19 protein-coding genes and 1 tRNA gene are annotated in these 19,609 nt (G+C 66.5%); 12 read left to right on the top strand and 8 right to left on the bottom strand.

Annotated features, from left to right (window positions below; translation table 11 throughout):
* Positions 1-123 precede the first annotated feature (123 nt).
* Positions 124-564, top strand: a complete 441-nt coding sequence (locus tag ACVOKU_RS00290) for a group III truncated hemoglobin (RefSeq protein WP_065175929.1) — start codon at positions 124-126, stop codon at positions 562-564.
* Positions 565-608: 44 nt separating this feature from the next.
* Positions 609-2,018 carry an oxygen-independent coproporphyrinogen III oxidase gene (gene hemN / locus ACVOKU_RS00285; RefSeq protein ID WP_414488155.1) on the top strand — a complete coding sequence of 470 codons (1,410 nt, stop codon included), beginning with the start codon at positions 609-611 and terminating at the stop codon, positions 2,016-2,018.
* A gap of 49 nt (positions 2,019-2,067) precedes the next feature.
* Here the strand turns inward: hemN and ACVOKU_RS00280 are convergent.
* A tRNA-Leu gene (locus ACVOKU_RS00280) sits at positions 2,068-2,154 on the bottom strand.
* Between the two features lie 131 nt (positions 2,155-2,285).
* Here ACVOKU_RS00280 and ACVOKU_RS00275 point away from each other — a divergent pair.
* The 4 genes from ACVOKU_RS00275 to ACVOKU_RS00260 all read left to right on the top strand — a co-directional run bounded on the left by ACVOKU_RS00275 (position 2,286) and on the right by ACVOKU_RS00260 (position 6,304).
* Entirely contained in the window at positions 2,286-2,720 is a 435-nt protein-coding gene (locus ACVOKU_RS00275) for a BLUF domain-containing protein (RefSeq protein WP_481558745.1), read from the top strand.
* Positions 2,721-2,855: 135 nt separating this feature from the next.
* Positions 2,856-4,142, top strand: coding sequence for a nucleotide sugar dehydrogenase (locus tag ACVOKU_RS00270; RefSeq protein WP_481558744.1), 1,287 nt, complete (start codon positions 2,856-2,858; stop codon positions 4,140-4,142).
* A gap of 55 nt (positions 4,143-4,197) precedes the next feature.
* The gene (locus ACVOKU_RS00265) at positions 4,198-5,820 is read left to right on the top strand and encodes an FMN-binding glutamate synthase family protein (RefSeq protein ID WP_053519800.1); all 1,623 of its coding nucleotides are present in this window, start codon (positions 4,198-4,200) and stop codon (positions 5,818-5,820) included.
* A gap of 22 nt (positions 5,821-5,842) precedes the next feature.
* The gene (locus ACVOKU_RS00260) at positions 5,843-6,304 is read left to right on the top strand and encodes a GNAT family N-acetyltransferase (protein WP_065174915.1); all 462 of its coding nucleotides are present in this window, start codon (positions 5,843-5,845) and stop codon (positions 6,302-6,304) included.
* A gap of 52 nt (positions 6,305-6,356) precedes the next feature.
* On the opposite strand, the gene ACVOKU_RS00255 is transcribed toward ACVOKU_RS00260, so the two are convergent.
* Together ACVOKU_RS00255 and ACVOKU_RS00250 are read right to left on the bottom strand one after the other, a co-directional pair.
* Positions 6,357-7,604 (bottom strand): TIGR03862 family flavoprotein, encoded by a 1,248-nt coding sequence (locus ACVOKU_RS00255; RefSeq protein ID WP_481558743.1) that lies wholly within the window; start codon positions 7,602-7,604, stop codon positions 6,357-6,359.
* Positions 7,591-8,025 (bottom strand): FKBP-type peptidyl-prolyl cis-trans isomerase, encoded by a 435-nt coding sequence (locus ACVOKU_RS00250; protein ID WP_481558742.1) that lies wholly within the window; start codon positions 8,023-8,025, stop codon positions 7,591-7,593. The genes ACVOKU_RS00255 and ACVOKU_RS00250 overlap by 14 nt, the downstream gene beginning before the upstream one ends.
* 69 nt (positions 8,026-8,094) lie before the next feature.
* On the opposite strand from ACVOKU_RS00250, the gene ACVOKU_RS00245 reads away from it, so the two are divergent.
* The 4 genes from ACVOKU_RS00245 (at position 8,095) to ACVOKU_RS00230 (ending at position 11,006) form a co-directional block, all read left to right on the top strand.
* On the top strand, positions 8,095-8,460 hold the full coding sequence (locus ACVOKU_RS00245; protein WP_053519804.1) for a DUF6164 family protein: 366 nt from the start codon (positions 8,095-8,097) through the stop codon (positions 8,458-8,460).
* A 68-nt stretch (positions 8,461-8,528) separates the two neighbouring features.
* A complete protein-coding gene (locus ACVOKU_RS00240; protein ID WP_053519805.1) occupies positions 8,529-9,296 on the top strand; it encodes a sulfurtransferase in 768 nt (255 codons plus the stop codon).
* Between the two features lie 148 nt (positions 9,297-9,444).
* A complete protein-coding gene (locus ACVOKU_RS00235; protein ID WP_481558741.1) occupies positions 9,445-10,440 on the top strand; it encodes an LLM class flavin-dependent oxidoreductase in 996 nt (331 codons plus the stop codon).
* Positions 10,441-10,508: 68 nt separating this feature from the next.
* Positions 10,509-11,006: a pyridoxamine 5'-phosphate oxidase family protein gene (locus tag ACVOKU_RS00230; RefSeq protein ID WP_053519807.1), complete on the top strand. Its 498-nt coding sequence runs from the start codon at positions 10,509-10,511 to the stop codon at positions 11,004-11,006.
* A gap of 10 nt (positions 11,007-11,016) precedes the next feature.
* Here the strand turns inward: ACVOKU_RS00230 and ACVOKU_RS00225 are convergent, their stop codons facing one another.
* Both ACVOKU_RS00225 and ACVOKU_RS00220 read right to left on the bottom strand, forming a co-directional pair.
* Positions 11,017-11,670, bottom strand: coding sequence for an exopolysaccharide biosynthesis protein (locus ACVOKU_RS00225; RefSeq protein WP_481558740.1), 654 nt, complete (start codon positions 11,668-11,670; stop codon positions 11,017-11,019).
* Positions 11,654-12,958 (bottom strand): hemolysin family protein, encoded by a 1,305-nt coding sequence (locus ACVOKU_RS00220; RefSeq protein WP_053519809.1) that lies wholly within the window; start codon positions 12,956-12,958, stop codon positions 11,654-11,656. The genes ACVOKU_RS00225 and ACVOKU_RS00220 overlap by 17 nt, the downstream gene beginning before the upstream one ends.
* Before the next feature lie 292 nt (positions 12,959-13,250).
* Between ACVOKU_RS00220 and ACVOKU_RS00215 the strand changes: the two genes are divergently transcribed.
* Entirely contained in the window at positions 13,251-13,877 is a 627-nt protein-coding gene (locus ACVOKU_RS00215; protein ID WP_004152833.1) for a DUF47 domain-containing protein, read from the top strand.
* 13 nt (positions 13,878-13,890) lie between these two features.
* Positions 13,891-15,012 carry an inorganic phosphate transporter gene (locus ACVOKU_RS00210; protein ID WP_053519810.1) on the top strand — a complete coding sequence of 374 codons (1,122 nt, stop codon included), beginning with the start codon at positions 13,891-13,893 and terminating at the stop codon, positions 15,010-15,012.
* Between the two features lie 259 nt (positions 15,013-15,271).
* On the opposite strand, the gene ACVOKU_RS00205 is transcribed toward ACVOKU_RS00210, so the two are convergent.
* The 3 genes from ACVOKU_RS00205 to parE form a co-directional block, all read right to left on the bottom strand.
* Positions 15,272-16,768: a S10 family peptidase gene (locus tag ACVOKU_RS00205; RefSeq protein ID WP_481558739.1), complete on the bottom strand. Its 1,497-nt coding sequence runs from the start codon at positions 16,766-16,768 to the stop codon at positions 15,272-15,274.
* A gap of 110 nt (positions 16,769-16,878) precedes the next feature.
* The gene (locus ACVOKU_RS00200) at positions 16,879-17,457 is read right to left on the bottom strand and encodes a GNAT family N-acetyltransferase (RefSeq protein WP_481558738.1); all 579 of its coding nucleotides are present in this window, start codon (positions 17,455-17,457) and stop codon (positions 16,879-16,881) included.
* Between the two features lie 151 nt (positions 17,458-17,608).
* A complete protein-coding gene (gene parE / locus ACVOKU_RS00195; protein WP_053519719.1) occupies positions 17,609-19,498 on the bottom strand; it encodes a DNA topoisomerase IV subunit B in 1,890 nt (629 codons plus the stop codon).
* Positions 19,499-19,609 lie beyond the last annotated feature (111 nt).

The raw sequence follows: 19,609 nt of genomic DNA, 5'->3' as shown, positions 1-19,609 counted from the left end.
CCGCAGGGCATGTTTCCTGCAGGCATGTCAGCCTAGGCGCGCCCACGCGCGCCGACATTGATCTGGATCAACGGCGGTGCCGGCCGGTTGGCGCACTCTGCCGGCAATCGCCTGGTGCCTCTGATGAACGCAACGCCATCGCTCGTCCCGCCTGTCGCCTCGCCCGCGCTGTGTACCGAAGAGGACGTGACCCGTCTGGTCCACGACTTCTATGCACGCGTGCGTGAGGAGGAGCGTCTGGGCCCCGTGTTCGACGCGCATGTGCACGATTGGCCCGGGCATCTGGCGCAACTGGTGGATTTCTGGTCCGCGATGCTCAGGGGAACGCGTCGCTTCAAGGGATCGCCCATGTCCAAGCACATGGCCATCGCCCTGGACAAGGACCTGTTCGACCGCTGGCTCGCGCTGTTCCGGCGCACCACCGCCGAATGCGGCAATCCACCGATGCAGGCGCTGGCCGATGATGTGGCCGCGCGCATTGCGGAAACGTTCTGGCGCCGGTACCAGATGCTGCGCTGGCCGCAGGTGGCGCTGCCGGTGCTGGGCGTTCCTGCGCGGGATTGATCTGGGTCAAGGCGGCACTGACTGTCCGGCGCGATGCTGGCGGCATGGACACGTTCTCTCCCGCTGCCGGCGGCCTGGCCTGGACCTTCGACCCCGATCTGCTGCGCCGGCATGACCGGCCCGGACCGCGCTACACCTCGTATCCGACCGCTCCGCACTTCCACGATGGTTTCGGCGCGCCCGCACTGCGCCAGGCGATCGCGGACAGCGACGTGCTGGCACGCGCGCTGTCGCTGTACGTGCATGTCCCGTTCTGCTCCAGCCCGTGCTTCTACTGCGGCTGCAACCGGGTGATCACCCGTGATCGAAGCCGTGGCCACAGCTATGTCTCACGGGTCCTGGCCGAGGCCGATCTGCTGGCGCCGCAGTTCCAGAAGGGCCGTGAGGTGATCCAGCTGCACCTGGGGGGCGGAACACCGAATTTCCTGGATGCCGAGGCAATGACCACGCTGATCGACGGCCTTCGCCGGCGTTTTGACTTCAGCTGCTCGGCCGAGCGCGATTTCTCGATCGAGCTTGATCCACGCTTCATCGAAACGCGTGACGTGGCGATGCTGGCACGGCTGGGCTTCAATCGCGCCAGCCTGGGCGTGCAGGACTTCGATCCCTCGGTCCAGGCGTCGATCAACCGCGTGCAGGGCGTGCAGCAGACCCTGGACATCCTGCGTGCCTGTCGTGACAGCGGCATGCGCTCGGTCAACGTGGATCTCATCTACGGGCTGCCGGGACAAAGCCAGGAAGGATTCGGCCGCACCCTCGAGCAGGTGCTGGCGCTGCGGCCGGACCGATTGGCGGTGTATGGCTACGCGCACCTTCCGCATCTGTTCCGCGCGCAGCGGCAGATCGACGAGCGCGCGCTGCCTTCCCCGGAGGACAAGCTTGCGCTGCTGGGACTTGCCGTGCAGCAGCTGTCGGCAGCGGGCTATCAGTACATCGGCATGGATCATTTCGCGCTGCCGGAAGAGGATCTTTCGCGCGCCCAGCGCGCTGGCCAGCTGCATCGCAACTTCATGGGCTACACCACCCATGCCGATACCGACCTGCTGGGCCTCGGCGTCAGCGCGATCAGTCATATCGGCGCGACCTACAGCCAGAACCCACGCGACCTGCCGTCCTGGGAGAGTGCGGTCGATCAGGGCCAGCTGCCGGTCTGGCGTGGCGTGGCGCTCAGCGCCGACGATCAGCTGCGCGCAGACCTGATCCAGCAGCTGATGTGCCAGGGAGAGGTCGATGGACGCGCGCTCGGCGATCGCCACGGCATCGTGTTCGACGACTACTTCGCCGAGGACCTGTGCGCCGTACAACGGCTGCAGGACGATGGCCTGGTCGAGTATCGCGATGGCGTGGTCCGTGCCAGCGAACGGGGCCGGCCGCTGCTGCGCCTGCTGGCGATGTGCTTCGACCCCCATCTGCGTGCAGCGCACGAGCAGCCGCGCTATTCGCGCGCGATCTGAGCGGTCGGGAGGTTCACGGCAATGCGTGTCGCATTTTGCCCGAATGCCCTGGTGCCCGGAGCCGGAATCGAACCGGCATGACCTTTCGGTCGGCGGATTTTAAGTCCGATGCGTCTACCAGTTTCGCCATCCGGGCCTGCAGTGCGGCGCCGATTGTAGCCCAGCGGGAGCCCCAGCATCGGCGGCCGCGCGTTGCACGGCGTGCTTAACTGTATCGCCTATTCATGCCATAGTCCCGACCATCGTTCCCAGGGGGGGAGCCACCTGATGTCGCTCTACGCGATCGCCTACGTCAGCGATGCCCGCGCCGATCTGCGGACATCCGATCTTGACCGCCTGCTGGCCGATGCCACGGGGTTCAATCGCGTGGCTGGCGTCACCGGGGTGCTGATGTTCGACGGTGCACGCTTCCTGCAGTATCTCGAAGGTCCGCAGGATGGTATCGATTCGGTGTTCCCGCGCATCCTCAATGCCCGCAGCCATACCCAGCTGAAGGTGCTGTGCCGGGCGCCCGTGCCGCAGCGGGCGTTCCCCCGCTGGAACATGGGGACGCGACGCATCGAGGCGGAGCTGCTGGCACAGATCGTCGGTGAGGCGTGGCCGGGGTTGACGCTGGGCAGCGTGGGGTTCGAGCACCTGCTGCAGGCCTGGACAGGGGCCGATGGCGAGCTGGAGCCTGCCGCGGTCGCACTGGGCTCCTGACCTTGGCGACAAGGTCCTGACACCGTTACGCTGTAGCACTCTTGCGAAGACTTCCCGGAGTGGGCAGCGAATGAGCGTGATGGCCGAAGCGGCGGCAGTGGGCGATCCGCCGCTGCCGGCATGGCGGGTACATTGATGAGCGTGCCGGTGTCGGCGGCGGAAGCGCCCCGGTTCGCGGTGATCGGTCTGGGTTACGTGGGCCTGCCACTGGCCGTGGCATTCGGCCGTGAACAGCCGACGCTCGGCTTCGACATCGACCCCGCACGCATCGCCGAGCTGCGCGCGGGCCAGGACCACACGCTGGAGGTGGAGGCCGGCGAACTCGCCGCTGCACGCCAGCTGGAGTACAGCAGCGACCCTGCGCGGCTGGACGAGTGCAACGTGTACATCGTCACCGTGCCGACGCCCATCGATGCCTACGAGCAGCCCGATCTGGAACCCCTGCGCTCGGCGACGCGGTTGATCGCCAGCCATCTGCGCGCCGGCGATCTGGTGATCTACGAGTCCACGGTCTATCCCGGCACGACCGAGGAAGTCTGCGTGCCCTTGCTGGAGCAGGGTTCGGGCCTGCGATTCAATGAAGATTTCTACTGCGGCTACAGTCCCGAGCGGGTCAGCCCGGGGGACCGCCAGCGCCGTCTGGCGGACATCCGCAAGATCACCTCGGGTTCGACACCGGAGGTGGCGTCGGTGGTCGATGCGCTGTACCGCCGCATCATCGACGCAGGCACCTTCCCGGCGCCATCGATGCGCGTGGCCGAAGCGGCCAAGGTGGTCGAGAACATCCAGCGCGACGTCAACATCGCTCTGGTCAACGAGCTGGCGCTGATTTTCGACCGTCTCGGCATCGACACCCAGGACGTGCTGGACGCCGCGGGCAGCAAGTGGAATTTCCTGCCGTTCCGTCCCGGTCTGGTCGGTGGCCACTGCATCGGCGTGGATCCCTACTACCTGCTGCACAAGTCGGAAAGCGTGGGTTACCACCCGGACCTCATCCACACCGCGCGGCAGGTCAACAATCGCGTCGGCGAGCACGTGGCCACGCGCGTCCTGGCCATGTTGGCCGAGCGCGGGCGGACCGCGGCCCAGGCGCGCGTGCTGGTGCTGGGCGTCACCTTCAAGGAAGACTGCCCCGATCTGCGCAACAGTCGTGCGCTGGAGCTGGCGCAGCGCCTGGCAGGCGCAGGCGCCCAGGTCGATGTCAGCGATCCATGGGTGGGCCCGGCGGCCTTGGCCGATGCCGGTGTGCGGTGGCTGGCCGAGCCGAAGGCCGGCTGTTACGACGCGGTCGTACTGGCAGTGGCGCATGCCAGTTTCAAGGCGATGGATGAAGCCCGCATCCGCGGCCTGCTGGCGCCCGGCGGCCTGGTGTATGACGTGAAATCGTCCTGGCCGCGCAGCGTGGTCGACGATCGCCTGTAGGCGTCGATGATGGCGGGCGCGGTAGACTCGGCTGCAGTTGCAACCAAGGAACGCCATGCACCGGTATATCGTCTACCTGCTCGCCATCCTGATGTTCCCCGTCTGCCTGTGGCTGGCCACGATATGGCCTGCCTGGTACTGGGGCGTCGGTCTGACCGCCGCGATGGTGGCGCTGGGGACCTGGGATCTGCTGCAGAAGCGCAGCACCCTGCGCCGCAACTATCCGGTCATGGCGCACTTCAGATACGGGCTGGAATCGATCGGCCCGGAGATCCGCCAGTATTTCGTGCAGAGTGATCTGGAAGACGTGCCCTTCTCGCGTCAGCAGCGCGCACTGATCTACCAGCGTGCCAAGAACGAGATGGATACGGTGCCGTTCGGCACGCTGCGTAGTGCATATGCGGTGGACTACGAATGGATCAACCATTCGCTGGCACCGACCACCATCGCCCGGCACGATTTCCGTGTGCTGATCGGCGCAGGCTGCGCCAAGCCCTATTCGGCCAGTGTGTTCAACATCTCGGCGATGAGCTTCGGCTCGCTGTCGGCCAACGCGATCCGCGCGCTCAACGAAGGCGCACGGCGTGGCGGCTTCTATCACGATACGGGCGAAGGCTCGATCTCGCCCTACCACCGTGAGATGGGCGGCGATCTGGTCTGGGAAATCGGTTCGGGCTACTTCGGTTGCCGCGACGAGAAGGGCGGTTTCAGCGAAGAGCGGTTCGTCGCCAACGCCACCCATGACCAGGTGAAGATGATTGAGATCAAGCTGTCCCAGGGGGCCAAGCCCGGTCATGGCGGCGTATTGCCCGCGCCGAAGGTGACGGCCGAGATCTCCGTGACCCGGGGCGTGCCGATGGGGGTGGACTGTGTATCTCCGTCGCGGCACTCGGCGTTTTCCACGCCGGTCGAACTGCTGCAGTTCGTCGCCCGCCTGCGTGAACTGTCCGGTGGCAAACCGGTCGGCTTCAAGCTGGCCATCGGCCATCCCTGGGAGTGGTTCGGTATCGCCAAGGCGATGCAGGAGACCGGCCTGTTGCCGGACTTCATCGTTGTCGATGGCGCCGAGGGCGGCACGGGCGCGGCACCGGCCGAGTTTGTCGATCATGTCGGCGTGCCGATGCACGAGGCGCTGCTGCTGGTCCACAACACCCTGGTCGGGCTGGACCTGCGCGAGCGCATCCGCATCGGTGCGGCCGGCAAGATCACCAGCGCATTCGACATTGCCCGGACCATCGCGCTCGGCGCGGACTGGTGCAATGCCGGTCGTGGCTTCATGTTCGCACTGGGGTGCATCCAGTCGTTGAGCTGCCACACCGACAAGTGCCCGACCGGCATCGCCACCCAGGACCCGGCGCGTTGGAAGCACCTCGACGCGCCTGACAAGGCCACGCGCGTGCACAGCTACCACGAGCACACGCTGCATGCCCTGAAGGAGCTGTTGTGCGCCGCAGGCCTGAACGATCCGGCCGAACTGGGGCCGGAGCACATCCTGCGCCGCGTGTCGCCGGTGGAGATCCGCTCGCTGGCGACGCTGTACCGCTATCTGGAGCCGGGAGAACTGCTGCGGCGGGTGCCGGATCACGCGGTATTCCATGCGTTCTGGGCAGATGCGCGCAGTGATTCATTCCAGCCGCCGGCGCGGATCCAGGCGCTGAGAGCCAGCAAGTCGCGGTGATGGCGTTCCACACGGAGGTTGCATGCAGTTCAGGACCGGGACGATCGACGATGTCACGCCGCTGTGGGCCCTGCGCACGCGGTGCGTGCGCGAGACCTGCAGCAGTCACTATCCGCCGGAGGTGATCGCCCCCTGGGCGGCGTCGCCGCCGCCGGCGCAGTATCCGCGGCTGCTGTCGCAGGGCGGCTGCGTGGTGGCCGAAGGCGGGCAGGGCGAGCTGCTCGGCTTTGGCGTGCTGGATATCGATGGCAATGAGGTGGATGCGCTGTTCGTCGATCCGGATCGTGGCGGACAGGGTATCGGCCAGGCGCTGATGCAGCGTCTGCTGGCGCTGGCCGATCCGGGGCGCGAGGTGGTGCTGTCGGCCTCGCTCAATGCCGTGTCCTTCTATCAGCGGCAGGGTTTCATCCGCGAACGCGAGGAAATCTATCCCCATCCAAGCGGGGTACCACTCGCCTCGGTACGCATGCGAAGGCCGTGGTGAAACGCTGTTTCCGGTAGCGCCGAGCCGCACGCCCGGTGCTACCGCAGTCGATTCAGCGTGTGGCCAACCACTGGATCACGCCTTCGGCAGCGCGCAGGCCACTGGCATAGCAGGCCGTCAGCAGGTAGCCGCCGGTCGGCGCTTCCCAGTCCAGCATTTCACCGGCGCAGAACACGCCGGGCAGGGCACGCAGCATCAGCCCTGCGTCGAGCGCGTCCAGCCTTACCCCTCCGGCCGTGCTGATCACCTCGGCCATCGGCCGCGGGCGCAGCAGTTTCAGCGGCAGGCGCTTTAGCGTCGCTGCGACCGCAGCAAGATCGTGGCCCGCATCCTTGCCGAGGTGCTCGAACACGAGTGCCGCTTTCACTGCGTCCACCCCGGCCTGGCGGCGCAGGTGTTCACCGAAGCTGCGGCCCTTGCGTGGACGCGACAGATCGGCCAGCAGGCGTGCTTCATCGCGGCCAGGTGCCAGGTCCAGCCACAATGGCGCACAACCCTCGCGGTTGATGGTTTCGCGCAGGTCGGCCGACAGCGCGTAGATCAGGCTGCCTTCGATGCCATAGTCGCTGGCGACGCATTCGCCCTGCAGTGACCGTGGTTGGCCTGTCAGGTCGATCCAATGCGCTACCACTGGTTTCAAAGGGGCACCGGCATTGCGCTGGGCGAACAGGGGCGTCCAGTCGACGTCGAACCCGCAGTTGGCGGCCTGTAACGGCGCGATGTCCACGCCGCGCGCCTGCAGCGGTGCCACCCAGGCACCGTCGCTGCCGAGATGCGGCCAACTGCCGCCGCCCAGCGCCAGCACGGTGGCGTCAGCGCGCACCTCGAGGTCGCCGTCTTCGGTGTTGAAGCGCAGCGTGCCGTCGCTGGTCCATCCGCACCAGCGGTGATTCACGTGCAGGCGTACGCCCTGCTCCTTCAAGCGGCGCACCCAGCCGCGCAGCAGGGGCGCAGCCTTGCGATCGACCGGGAACACGCGGCCGGAACTGCCGACATAGGTCTCTACGCCGAGATCGGCGGCCCAGTCGCGCAGTGCCTGCGCGTCGAACCCGTCCAGCCAGCGGCCGACTTCACCGGCCTGCTCGCGGTAGCGGCTGTCGAACAGCGGGCGCTCATCGGAGTGGGTCAGGTTGAGCCCGCCCTTGCCGGCGATCAGGAACTTGCGACCGGGGGAACCCTTGGCTTCATAGAGATCCACCTCCAGGCCGGCGGCGCGCAGGCGTTCGGCAGCGAACAGCCCCGCCGGGCCGCCACCGACGACGGCCACGCGGCGCGGTGCATGTGGATCAGGGTTGGACATCGAGCAGCTCGACATCGAACACCAGCGAGGAACCCGGCGGGATCGGGCCGGCGCGACGGCTGCCGTAGCCTAGGTCCGGGGGGATCATCAGGGTGCGCTTGCCGCCGACCTTCATGCCGGCCACGCCTTCATCCCAGCCGCGGATGACCTGCCCGGCACCGAGCACGAAGGTGAACGGCTGGCCGCGTCCGACCGAGCTGTCGAATGTCTTGCCATGCTTGCTCTCGGTGCGGTCGTCGTAGATCCAGCCGGTGTAGTGCACGGTGACCTTCCGGCCCGCCACCGCTTCGGCCCCGGTACCGGGCTGGGTGTCGATGCGCTCGAAGGTGGTCAGCGTGCCTCCCGGCGGTGGGCCGGACGGCTCCATCGAGCAGCCGGCAGCAGCAAGGGACAGCAACAGGGGAAGCAGCAGTCGGCGCATCGGGCATCTCCGTCGGGCGCAGGGCGAGGGCGGCAAGGGTAGCGCATCGGCGCCGGGTATCATGGCGCCATGGCCAAACTCCTGCTCAATCTGCGCAATGTCGGCGATGACGAATACGCCGACGTCTGCACGCTCCTGGATCGCCACGGCATCGCCTGGTACCGCACCGAACCCAGTCCCTGGGGCATTTCCAATGGCGGGTTGTGGCTGCGCGAGGATGGTGATCATGCGCGCGCCAAGGCATTGATGGCCGAGTACCAGGCCGAGCGCGCGCCACGCATCCGTGCCGAGCGTGAGCAGGCCCTGCGCGATGGCACGGCCGAGACCTTCGGCAGCCTGCTGCGGCGCCGGCCGCTGTATGTCGTGCTGGTACTGCTGGCGATGCTGGGCGCTGCTGCCCTGGTGCTGCTGCCGTTCATGCTGCTGCGGGGGTAGGGCGCTCCAGCCGCCGATCATCGACGCCGGGTCCTGACCCGGTGGCGGCCAGGCGCTAAAATGGGCGAATGATCGCCAATACCGCCGCCTATCATTTCACCGCCATCGATGCCCCCGAGGTTCTGTGCGACCAACTGCTGGCGCGTGCCGAAGCGGCTGGGCTGCGCGGCACGATCCTGGTGGCGGGCGAGGGCCTGAATCTGTTCCTGGCGGGCGCCCCGGCCGCCATCGAGGGCTTCTACGCGGCGCTGCGTGAGGATCCGCGTCTGGCCGGAATGCGGGTCAAGACCAGTTTCAGCGAGCACCAGCCCTTCGCACGGCTCAAGGCCAGAGTGAAGCCGGAGATCATCAGTTTCCGCCGCGATGACGGCCAGCCGCTGGCCTATCCACGCGCGCCGGCGGTCGATCCGGCCACCGTGCAGCGTTGGCTGCGGCAGGGCCACGACGATGCGGGAAAGCCGGTGGTGATGCTCGATACCCGCAATCTGCAGGAGGTGGAGTACGGCACGTTCAAGGACGCGCTGGTGCTGCCGATCCACAAGTTCACCGATCTGCCGGAGGCCCTGGCGCCGCATCGCGACGCATTGAAGGACAGCACCGTGGTCAGCTTCTGCACGGGGGGCATCCGCTGCGAGAAGGCCGCACTGTGGATGCTCAATGACGGCATGGACAACGTGCTGCAGCTCGACGGCGGCATTCTCGGCTACTTCGAAGAGGTGGGCGGCGAGGGCTACGACGGGCGCTGTTTCGTGTTCGACGAACGGGTGGCGCTGGATGCGGAGCTCAGGCCGCTGGTGGATGAGCCGCTGCCGGAACCACGTCCCAGCGCCTTCTGAGCGGCTGTCCCGGGCGCCGGTCGTGCACAGCGGTCTGGTCCACCTGGGGAGCTGACCCGCCCGGCAGGAATCAGCGTCCCGCCACCGGCACTGGCCGCCGTGCCGGGCCGACCCCATGCAGAGGGGATCTTTTGACGGAAACCGCCTGATGATCCCGTTGTCGATCCTCGACCTGGCCCCGGTCTGCGAGGGCAGCGATACCACCGCCGCCTTCTCCAACATGCTGGAACTGGCCCAGCATGCCGATGCGCTGGGCTACCGCCGCTACTGGCTGGCCGAACACCACAACATGCCCGGTATCGCCAGCGCGGCCACCGCCGTGCTGATCGGGCACGTTGCCGGTGGCACGCAGCGCATCCGTGTCGGTGCAGGCGGCATCATGCTGCCCAACCATGCGCCGCTGCAGGTGGCCGAGCAGTTCGGCACGCTGGCCTCGCTCTATCCGGACCGCATCGATCTGGGGCTGGGGCGGGCGCCCGGCACCGACCAGCCGACCGCCCGCGCGCTGCGGCGCTATTTCGACAGCGCCGACCAGTTCCCGCAGGACGTGCGTGAGCTGCTGCATTACTTCGAACCGGTCCAGCCCGGTCAGGCGGTGCAGGCCGTGCCTGGCGGCGGCCTGCGGGTGCCGACGTGGATCCTGGGTTCCAGCCTGTTCGGTGCGCGCATGGCGGCATCGATGGGGCTGCCGTACGCCTTCGCCTCGCACTTCGCCCCGGACGCGATGGATGAGGCGCTGGCAGTCTACCGCCGCGAATTCCGTCCTTCGGCCACGTTGAAGCAACCGCACGCGATGCTGGCATTGAACGTGGTGGCCAGCGACAGCGAAGCCGAATCGCGCCGCCTGTTCACCAGCCAGCAGCAGAGCTTCGTCAATCTGCGCCGGGGGCGCCCCGGCAAGATCCCGGCACCGATCGACGACATCGAATCGTTCTGGGAGCCACACGAGAAACTGGGTGTCGAGCGGGCATTGGCGTGCACCGTGCTGGGTGATCCGCAGCAGGTGGCCGAGGGTATCGCCGCGTTCGTCGATCGCCATCGCCCTGACGAACTGATGCTCACCGCCAATCTGTATGACCATCGCGCGAGGCTGCGCTCGTTCGAGCTGACCATGCGGGCGTGGCACGATCGCCACGCGCGCTGAACGATTGCATCACGGCGCATTGCAGACCTTCCGCGTCTGATGGGGGCTCCCTACCCCTGGAGCTCCCCATGTCGGATTCCCGCGCAGAACACATCGCCCAGCTGGCCGAACTGATCAAGGATGTGGAGGTGGCGATGTTCACCACGGTCGGTGTGGATGGTCGCCTGTACAGCCGTCCGCTCGGCACCCAGCAGGTCGCCTTCGATGGTGACCTCTGGTTCGCTACCGCAGCCGACAGCCCGAAAGTGGCGGAAATCGCGCTCAATCCGCGGGTCAACGTAGCCTACGCCTCGACGTCGAAGAACACCTATGTGTCGGTGGCGGGCAATGCGCGCATCGTCGACGATCGGGCCAAGGTGGAAGCGCTGTGGTCGCCAGCGATGAAGCTGTTCTTCCCCGGCGGCAAGGACGATCCGAACCTTCGGCTCATCCACGTGCAGGCCGAATCGGCCGAGTACTGGGATGGACCGGGCACGCTGCTGGGCAGGGCGCTGACGTTCGTGCTGTCTGCGGTACAGGATGAGCCAGGCCAGCTTGCCGACAACGGTTTCGTCGACCTGCGCTGATGGGCCCGGTTCAGAACCAGCGCTGGAACAGTTCGACGGTGTAGCTCACCAGTTGGCCGGAACTGAAACCAAAGAACGCGATTGCCGCCAATGCTCCGATCCAGTTGACCAGCATCAGCGCGCCGTCGCGCTCGAGCAGGGCCAGCGAGAACAACAGCAGCTGGAAGCCGAACAGATAGTTGGTGAACGGGATCGGCAGCGACAGCAGGATGCCCAGCAGGACCAGCAGTGCGCCGGTGAACGCGTGAGCCGGCAGCGGCTTGAGCAGCTGCGGCAGGCGTGGCTTGAGCATGCGGTCCAGGCGCCGCAGCGGGCGGTCGATGCGGTCCAGGAACCGGTGCATGGTGCCGCGCTTCGGCCCGCGGCGGGCAATGAAGCCCGGCAGCCAAGGGCGCCGCATGCAGCACAGCATCTGCAGACCGATCAGGATCACCAGGGGGCCACTGACCGCACCGCCCAGCCCCGGAATCGGGATGAACGATGGCAGGATCGCCACGAACAGGAAAACGCCGAAGGCGCTCTGCTGCAGATCCTGCAGGATCTGGCCCAGCTTCATGTGCTGGGCCGGGTCACCCCAGGCGAACATTTCCAGCAGCGTGCGGATGCCTTCATTGCGATAGGCAGGGGCTGCCTCGCGCGGGCCGGACTCAGGCGGTGAGCTCATCGGCCTGCTCGTCCGACAGCGTGCGCAGCAGCAGCTTGTCCACACGTGCACCGTCCAGGTCGACGATCTCGAAGCGCCAGCCGGCCCAGTCGAAGTACTCGCCCGCGTGCGGGATGCGGCCGAAGTAGTGGATGCACATGCCGGCCAGGGTGTAGTAATCGCCCTCTTCGGCGTCGGGAAGCTCGTTGCTGCCGATCAGCTCGCGGAGGTCGTCCACCGGCAGCGAGCCGTCCACCAGCAGCGAGCCGTCCTCACGGGTCACCACCAGTGCGTCCTCGTCGGCATTCTCCACCGCCTGCAGCCGGCCGACCACTGCGCCCATCAGGTCGCTGATGGTGACCAGTCCCTGGATCTCGCCGTATTCGTCGACAACCAGCGCCATCGACTGCTGTTCTTCCCGGAAGATCTCCAGCAGCTTCATTGCATGGGTGGACTCGGAAACGTACAACGGCTCGCGCAGGGTCTGGAACAGCGCGTTGTCGCCGCGTGCCATGCGGGTCGCCAGCGATTTCAGTTCAAGCACACCGACCACATCCATGTCGTTGTCGCGATAGACCGGATAGCGCGAGAACTCATGCTCGGCCATGATCTCCAGGTTGCGGTCCAGGCCGGCCTGCGTGTCCAGCCAGGCGATCCGGTTGCGCGGCGTCATCAGGCTGTCGGCGGTGCGATCGCCCAGCCGCATGACGCGGTTCATCATGTCGCGCTCATGGGTGTCGATCACACCTGCCTCGTGGCTTTCGGCCACCAGCATGCGGATCTCCTCTTCGGTCACCGAGGCGGCTTCGTCCTTGCCCAGGCCAAGTGCCTTCAGCACCAGCTGGGTCGTCCTGGACAGCAGCCAGACGAAGGGCAGGGCCAGTTTGGCCAGCCAGCTCATCGGCATGGCCACCAGGCTGGCAATGGCCTCGGAGCGGGTCAGGGCCAGCCGCTTGGGCACCAGCTCGCCAAAGATCAGGGTGACGAAGGTGATGAGGGTCACGGCCAGCGTGGTGCCGACCTGGGAGGCGTAGGCGAAGCCGGGCATCAGGCCCTGCAGCCAGCCGGCAATGGCGTCGCCGATGGCGTCACCCCCCAGGTAGCCGGTCAGCACGCCGATGACGGTGATGCCGATCTGGACCGTGGACAGGAAGCTCTCGGGCTTTTCGGACAGCTCCAGGGCCTTTGCGGCGCGCTTGGAGCTGCCGGCCATCTGCTTGAGACGGCTCTTGCGCGAGGTCATGACCGACATTTCGGACATGGCGAAGAAGCCATTCAACAGAACCAGCGCGAAGACAATCAGGATCATTTCAAACACGGGCGTCGTCCCCGGTTGGTGGCAGGGAGGGCGGGTGCTTGCGATGGCGGCAGGCGCTCAGGAGCAGAGTCCGGCGCGGCGCTGGGGGATAAGGGTCGTCGTCCATAAGGTGCGCCCGAGGGCGCGCTGGCATCTTAGCAAAGGGCCGTGGCAAGGTGGCAACTGCCTGTTCAGGTTGGCGGGTTCCACCCCCGGAAAGGCGGCGGGGATACCCGAGATGGTCATCTAGCCGTCATAATTCCGTCCGGTGCCGTCCTTCCCGCGACGGCTGACAGGTTTCTCAATGTTCTCTCTGCAGACCATTTTCGGTTCCGGCAAACAGTTCTACACCCTGCTCGATGAGGCTGCCGTCGCGGCCTCCGACGCCGCCAAGGCGCTGCATTCCATGCTGCGCGAGGCCGACCGCCAGCCCGCGCTGGACGCCTTCAAGCTGGCCCGCCTGCGCGAGCGCGCGGCGTCGGACAAGATCAGCCAGGCGCTGGTGGACAGCTTCATGACGCCGATCGAGCGTGAAGACATCGAAGCGCTGGGGTCGGCGCTGTACAAGATCCCCAAGCAGATCGAGAAGTTCGCCGATCGCTATTCGCTGGCCACGACCCACCTGGAGCACATCGACTTCGCGCCGCGCGCGGCGATGCTGGAGCAGGCCGCCGGCGTGGTGGTGGAGATGGTGGCCGACCTGCGCCACATGAACCTGGACCGGATGACCGCCCTCAACGAGAAGCTGCGCTCGCTGGAGAACGAGGCCGACCGGCTCATGCTGGAGCTGTACCGCGATATCTATTCCGGGCGCCTGGACAACCTGCAGATGTTCCTGCTCAAGGAATTCTTCGAGATCCTGGAAAAAGCCATCGATCGCTGCCGCGAGGCCGGCGTGGTGGCGTACCAGATCGTGCTGAAGAACAGCTGACGGACGCCGCCGCATGTTGACCCTCGTCCTGGTGGTGATCCTGGCTGCGCTCGTCTTCGAGTTCATCAACGGCTTCCACGACACCGCCAACTCCATCGCCACGGTGGTGGCGACCAAGGTGCTCTCGCCCGGCTGGGCGGTGATGCTCGCCGCCTTCATGAACCTGATCGGTGCGCTGACCGGTACCGCGGTCGCGCTGACCATTGCGTCGGGCCTGCTCAACACCAACGTGGTCGATGTCACTCCGCAGGTGATCCTGTGCGCCCTTCTGGGCGGCATCATCTGGAACCTGATCACCTGGTGGAAGGGGCTGCCGTCCTCGTCCTCGCACGCGCTGATCGGTGGCCTGTGCGGCGCCGGGCTGGCGGCCGCCCACAACAACTGGGATGCGCTGATCTGGTCCGAACGGCTCGGCAGCTGGGCGCAGAACAAGGGCCTGCTGTGGAAGGTGTTCGTGCCGATGATCACCTCGCCGATTGCCGGCTTCCTGCTGGGCATCGTGGTGATGGTGCTGCTGTGGGGCCTGATTGCCGGTCTGGCCAGGATCGGCGGTGCGATTGGTCGCCTGGCCCGTCCGCGCTGGGTCAATGCCTTCTTCGGCAAGGCACAGATCGTCTCGGCCGCCTACATGGGCTTCGCCCACGGGCACAACGACGCACAGAAGACCATGGGCATCATCGCCATGACCCTGATCGGTGCCGAAGCCACCGGTGCACTGGACAACCTGCCGTCCTGGCTGGCCTTCATGCATCCGGATGCGCAGGCCGGTGACGGCATCGCGATGTGGATCGTGCTGACCTGTGCGGTGGTGATGGCCGCCGGTACGGCTTCGGGTGGCTGGAAGATCATCAAGACGCTGGGCCACAAGATGGTCAAGCTGCATCCGATCCACGGCTTCGCCGCGGAGACCAGCTCGGCCACCATCCTGACCCTGGCTGCGCATTTCGGCATGCCGGTCTCGACCACGCACAGCATCTCCACCGCGATCATGGGCGTGGGCTTTGCCAAGAATCCGCGTTCGCTGAAGTTCGGCGTGATCGAGCGCATCGTCTGGGCCTGGATCCTGACCATCCCGGCGGCAGGCGGCTGCGCGTACCTGATCCTGAAGCTGTTCGAGCTGTTCGGCTGGACCTGATGCCAGCAACCCTGGGGTCAGAGCCCTTTCCCTGCAGATAGGGATCTGCCCCCGGAAATGAAAAAGCCCGCCGGATTCCGGCGGGCTTTTTTCATGGGCAGATCGTTTTTCCGTATCCAGCGTCTCGACCAAGGTCGACACCCACCAACAGCAGCAGGAACCTCGCCAGCCCACGGAAACCCGGCTTTTGCCGTTGCCGTTGCCGTTGCCGTTGCCGTTGCCGTCAGCGGGCGCCGGGCCGAAAGCCCGGCCGAACCCCTCAGTTGCGCTGGAACAGTGCCTGCACATCCTTGCGGAATGCCGCCTGGCTGTCCGAACGGCTGTAGAACATGTGCCCGCCCGGGTAGCTGCGCACCTGCACGCGGTCCGGGTTGCTGCCCATCGCCGGCATCTGGTCCACGGTCAGGATCGAGCCCATGAACGGGCACGACAGATCATTCCAGCCGTGCGCGATCAGCACCTGCAGATTCGGATCGATCGCCACCGCCTGGCGCAGCTGGGTCACCGCGCCCTGGCGCAGATCGCCGTTGCGGTCCCACAGCCGGTTCACCTCATAGTTCAATGCCTGGTAGCGCGCATCGACCTTCCAGCCCACCACGCGGGTGACGAAGTCGACCATCGCGGTGGTGGTCGGCGCGATGATGCTGTCGAGCAGGGGATCGTTGGCGCGCTGTTCCGGATCGTTCGGGAACGGGTCAAACGCCGTCACGTTCGAGTCGTAGCGGCTGCCCAGCGTGCCCTTGTCGCGGAACACTTCGCGCAGGTAGGCCTGGGTTTCCAGGCGGCCGCCGGCACGACGCACGAACTGCGGGTCCAGCCCGGTCAGCTCGGTGACCCGGCGCAGCATCGCCTCGGTGGCCTGCGGATCGCTGCGGCCCTTCATCAGGGCGGTGGCGTAATCGCCGCGGGTGTACTCGACCACCTCACGCATCGCCGCGTCGGTCAGGCGGCCCTGGCGCTCCAGGTGCGCCGCTGCGATCGACGGCAGCGTCTGCATCCACGCCATCGGCGAGACGTCGGCGTTGTCTTCCAGGGTCGGGCTCAGGTACGGCGAGACCAGCACCAGGCCGTTCATCGCGACGCCCAGCCGTGTCTGCAGGTAGTGGGTGATGCGTGGGCCGCGGTAGCCGCCGTAGCTCTCACCGGTGAGGTACTTGCGCGACGCCATGCGCTGGTTGCGCAGCAACCAGTCGTAGATCGATCGCGACAGGTACTCGATGTCGGCGCTGGGGTTGTACAGCGCCTTCTTCGCTTCGTCATCGCCGATGCGGGCACGGCTGAAGCCGGTGCCGACCGGGTCGATGAAGACCAGATCGGTGAAGTCCAGCCACGTTCCCGGATTGTCGTGCAGCGTGGCCGGCGCCGACGCGCTGTCGCCCTCCGAGCCGAAGGTCACGACCTTCGGGCCGATGGCGCCCAGATTGAGATACACCGAGGACGCGCCGGGCCCGCCGTTGAGCGCGAAGGTCACCGGCCGGTCCTTGCCGGGCATCGTGTAGGCGGTGAACACCACATCGGCGATCACCTTGCCCTTCTCGTCACGTACCGGCAGCGTCCCCACGGTGGCGGTGTAGTCGAGCGTGCGGCCTGCCAGGCGGATGCTCTGGCGGGTGGAGGCGTCGGCCGGCAGCGCAGGTGCTTCGGTCCTGTCGTCCGCGGCATCGGGCTTGGATTCGGCGGCGGGCGCGGCCAGCACGCTGGCAGGAGCAATGAGCAGGCCGACGCAGAGCGCGGCAGTGTGCAGCAGGGACTTCATGGCACCGGATCGGCAGCGGAAGGGGGTTCCGATGCTAGGCCTCCAAGGTGCCGCGCCGTATGTGTCCAAAGCCATGGCCGGGCGTTGTCGTCGGTTGCGGCCAGATTGGGTCAAGTGGGCAGGGCGGTCGCGGCTTCATCATCGGCCAGCAGCCCGTATACAGCCGAGTCGGCCAACTCGCCCTGGATGCGCCAGCGCTGGCGCAGGAGGCCCTCGCGATGGAAGCCGAGGCGTTCAAGCACGTGCGCGGAGGCCGCATTGCGCGGATCGATCTCGGCTTCGACGCGATGCAGGCGCAGCGTCCGGAACAGGTAGGCCAGCACCTGCTGCAACGCCTCATGCATGTAGCCCCGGCCCTGGACCTCAGGTGCCAGCAGGTAGCCGATCTCGGCACGCGCAGCAGCGCGATCGACGGCAAACACCACGCAGATGCCCAGCAATGGGCCTTCCAGCGATTCGCGCACGGCCAGCTTGAGCTGGGTGCCGATGGCGTGTGCGGCGAGGTCGTCGTCGATCTGTTCGCGGGCTTCGCCCGGCCGTGTCCAGGCAGGATGGTTCCACCAGCGCATCACCGCCGGGTTGGATTGCAGCGTGAACAACGCAGCAGCGTCATCACGACGGATCGGGCTCAGGACCAGCCGCGTGCTGTGCAGCGGCAGGCCGGGGAACAGCAGCGAGTGGCTGGGCAATGCGGTGGTCCACGCGGATGAGCGCGCATTATGGACCCGCAGGGTTTGCCGATGGGGGTGTAATGCCCCGGTGGGCGGCCTGAACCGGTACTGCCAGGCAATGCAGGCAGAGCCGTTTCCCGACAGGAAACGGCCCCGGCCCGCGCTGGGATCAGACTTCCAGCGACGCCAGATCGCCCTTGGTCTCCAGCCAGCCCTTGCGGTCAGACGCCCGCTTCTTGGCCAGCAGCATGTCCATCAGCGAACGGGTCTGCTCGCGATCGTCCACGGTCAGCTGCACCAGGCGACGGGTGTCCGGGTGGATGGTGGACTCACGCAGCTGCGACGGGTTCATTTCGCCCAGGCCCTTGAACCGGGTCACGTTGACCGCGCCCTTGATCTTCTCGCGCTCGATCTTGTCCAGCATGGAGCGCTTTTCTTCCTCGTCCAGTGCGTAGAAGACCTGCTTGCCCACGTCGATGCGGAACAGTGGCGGCATTGCCACGAACACGTGGCCAGCGTCGACCAGCGCCGGGAAGTGCTTCAGGAACAGCGCCGTCAACAGGGTGGCGATGTGCAGGCCGTCCGAGTCGGCGTCGGCCAGGATCACCACCTTGCCGTAGCGCAGGCCGCTGATGTCATCCTTGCCCGGATCGCAGCCGATGGCGATGGCCAGGTTGTGCACTTCTTCCGAGGCCAGCACGCTGTTGGAGGAGACTTCCCAGGTGTTCAGGATCTTGCCGCGCAGCGGCATGATCGCCTGGAAATCCTTGTCGCGTGCCTGCTTGGCGCTGCCGCCTGCCGAATCACCTTCCACCAGGAACAGTTCGGTACGCGACAGGTCCTGGCTGATGCAGTCGGCCAGCTTGCCCGGCAGGGCAGGGCCCTGGGTGACCTTCTTGCGGACCACCAGCTTTTCGGTCTTCAGGCGCGCGCTGGCGCGCTCGATGGCGATCTGCGCGATCTTCTCGCCCAGTTCCACGTTCTGGTTCAGCAGCAGGCTGAATGCATCGTGCGCGGCACCTTCCACGAAACCGGCGGCCTGCCGCGAGGACAGGCGTTCCTTGGTCTGCCCGCTGAACTGCGGATCGGTCATTTTCAGCGAAAGCACGAACGACACGCGGTCCCACACGTCTTCCGGCGCCAGCTTCACGCCACGCGGCAGCAGGTTGCGGAAGTCGCAGAACTCGCGGAGCGCCTCGGTCAGGCCGGTGCGCAGGCCGTTGACGTGGGTACCGTGCTGGGCGGTCGGGATCAGGTTGACGTAGCTTTCCTGGACCAGCTCGCCTTCCGGCAGCCAGGCCACGGCCCAGTCCACCACTTCGGTGTCCTTCTTCAGGTTGCCGACGAACAGGTCGGCCGGCAGCATTTCGCGCTCGCCCAGCTCCAGCTTCAGGTAGTCGCGCAGGCCGTCCTCGTAGTACCAGGTGTCGACTTCGCCGGTGGCTTCGTCGGTCAGCTTCACGGTCAGGCCCGGGCACAACACCGCCTTGGCGCGCAGCAGATGCTTGAGCGCGCGCACCGCGAACTTCGGTGTATCGAAGTACTTCGGGTCCGGCCAGAAGCGCACGCGGGTGCCCGTGTTCTTCTTGCCGACCGTGCCCACCACTTCCAGCGGCGTGGCGCGGTCACCGTTACGGAAGGTGATGCGGTGTTCGGCACCTTCACGCTTGATGTGCACCTCCACCAGGGTCGACAGCGCGTTGACCACGCTGACGCCGACGCCGTGCAGGCCGCCGGAGAAGGTGTAGTTGTTGTTGCTGAACTTGCCGCCCGCGTGCAGGCGGGTCAGGATCAGCTCGACACCCGGGATCTTCTCTTCCGGATGGATGTCCACCGGCATGCCACGGCCGTCATCGCTGACCTCCACGCTGCCGTCCTTGTACAGGGTGATCTCGATCGAGCGGGCGTGGCCGGCGAGGGCCTCGTCCACCGAGTTGTCGATCACTTCCTGCGCCAGGTGGTTGGGGCGCGCGGTGTCGGTATACATGCCGGGACGGCGCTTGACCGGGTCAAGGCCGGACAGGACTTCAATATCGGCGGCGTTATAGCGGGCGTTCATCTATGTTCTAAAGCGCGGAGCGACGCGCAAGTGTGCGGTCTGGGCGGCGAATTTGCACGCCTGCGGTTCAGCCTCGCCACCCGGGAGGGGGTAAAATGGCAGCCGCTGGAA

This window comes from Stenotrophomonas sp. STEN147, assembly GCF_056757995.1.
The sequence above is the reverse complement of the archived record's forward strand: the minus strand, read 5'-3'. Positions and strand labels throughout refer to the sequence as shown.

Coding starts and splice junctions, on each gene's coding strand:
- ACVOKU_RS00235 (WP_481558741.1), top strand. CDS start 9,445: ATGATCCCGTTGTCGATCCTCGACCTGGCCCCGGTCTGCGAGGGCAGC.
- ACVOKU_RS00260 (WP_065174915.1), top strand. CDS start 5,843: ATGCAGTTCAGGACCGGGACGATCGACGATGTCACGCCGCTGTGGGCC.
- parE (WP_053519719.1), bottom strand. CDS start 19,498: ATGAACGCCCGCTATAACGCCGCCGATATTGAAGTCCTGTCCGGCCTT.
- ACVOKU_RS00210 (WP_053519810.1), top strand. CDS start 13,891: ATGTTGACCCTCGTCCTGGTGGTGATCCTGGCTGCGCTCGTCTTCGAG.
- ACVOKU_RS00245 (WP_053519804.1), top strand. CDS start 8,095: ATGGCCAAACTCCTGCTCAATCTGCGCAATGTCGGCGATGACGAATAC.
- ACVOKU_RS00230 (WP_053519807.1), top strand. CDS start 10,509: ATGTCGGATTCCCGCGCAGAACACATCGCCCAGCTGGCCGAACTGATC.
- ACVOKU_RS00220 (WP_053519809.1), bottom strand. CDS start 12,958: ATGATCCTGATTGTCTTCGCGCTGGTTCTGTTGAATGGCTTCTTCGCC.
- hemN (WP_414488155.1), top strand. CDS start 609: ATGGACACGTTCTCTCCCGCTGCCGGCGGCCTGGCCTGGACCTTCGAC.
- ACVOKU_RS00265 (WP_053519800.1), top strand. CDS start 4,198: ATGCACCGGTATATCGTCTACCTGCTCGCCATCCTGATGTTCCCCGTC.
- ACVOKU_RS00215 (WP_004152833.1), top strand. CDS start 13,251: ATGTTCTCTCTGCAGACCATTTTCGGTTCCGGCAAACAGTTCTACACC.
- ACVOKU_RS00290 (WP_065175929.1), top strand. CDS start 124: ATGAACGCAACGCCATCGCTCGTCCCGCCTGTCGCCTCGCCCGCGCTG.
- ACVOKU_RS00225 (WP_481558740.1), bottom strand. CDS start 11,670: ATGAGCTCACCGCCTGAGTCCGGCCCGCGCGAGGCAGCCCCTGCCTAT.
- ACVOKU_RS00205 (WP_481558739.1), bottom strand. CDS start 16,768: ATGAAGTCCCTGCTGCACACTGCCGCGCTCTGCGTCGGCCTGCTCATT.
- ACVOKU_RS00250 (WP_481558742.1), bottom strand. CDS start 8,025: ATGCGCCGACTGCTGCTTCCCCTGTTGCTGTCCCTTGCTGCTGCCGGC.
- ACVOKU_RS00255 (WP_481558743.1), bottom strand. CDS start 7,604: ATGTCCAACCCTGATCCACATGCACCGCGCCGCGTGGCCGTCGTCGGT.
- ACVOKU_RS00275 (WP_481558745.1), top strand. CDS start 2,286: ATGTCGCTCTACGCGATCGCCTACGTCAGCGATGCCCGCGCCGATCTG.
- ACVOKU_RS00240 (WP_053519805.1), top strand. CDS start 8,529: ATGATCGCCAATACCGCCGCCTATCATTTCACCGCCATCGATGCCCCC.
- ACVOKU_RS00270 (WP_481558744.1), top strand. CDS start 2,856: ATGAGCGTGCCGGTGTCGGCGGCGGAAGCGCCCCGGTTCGCGGTGATC.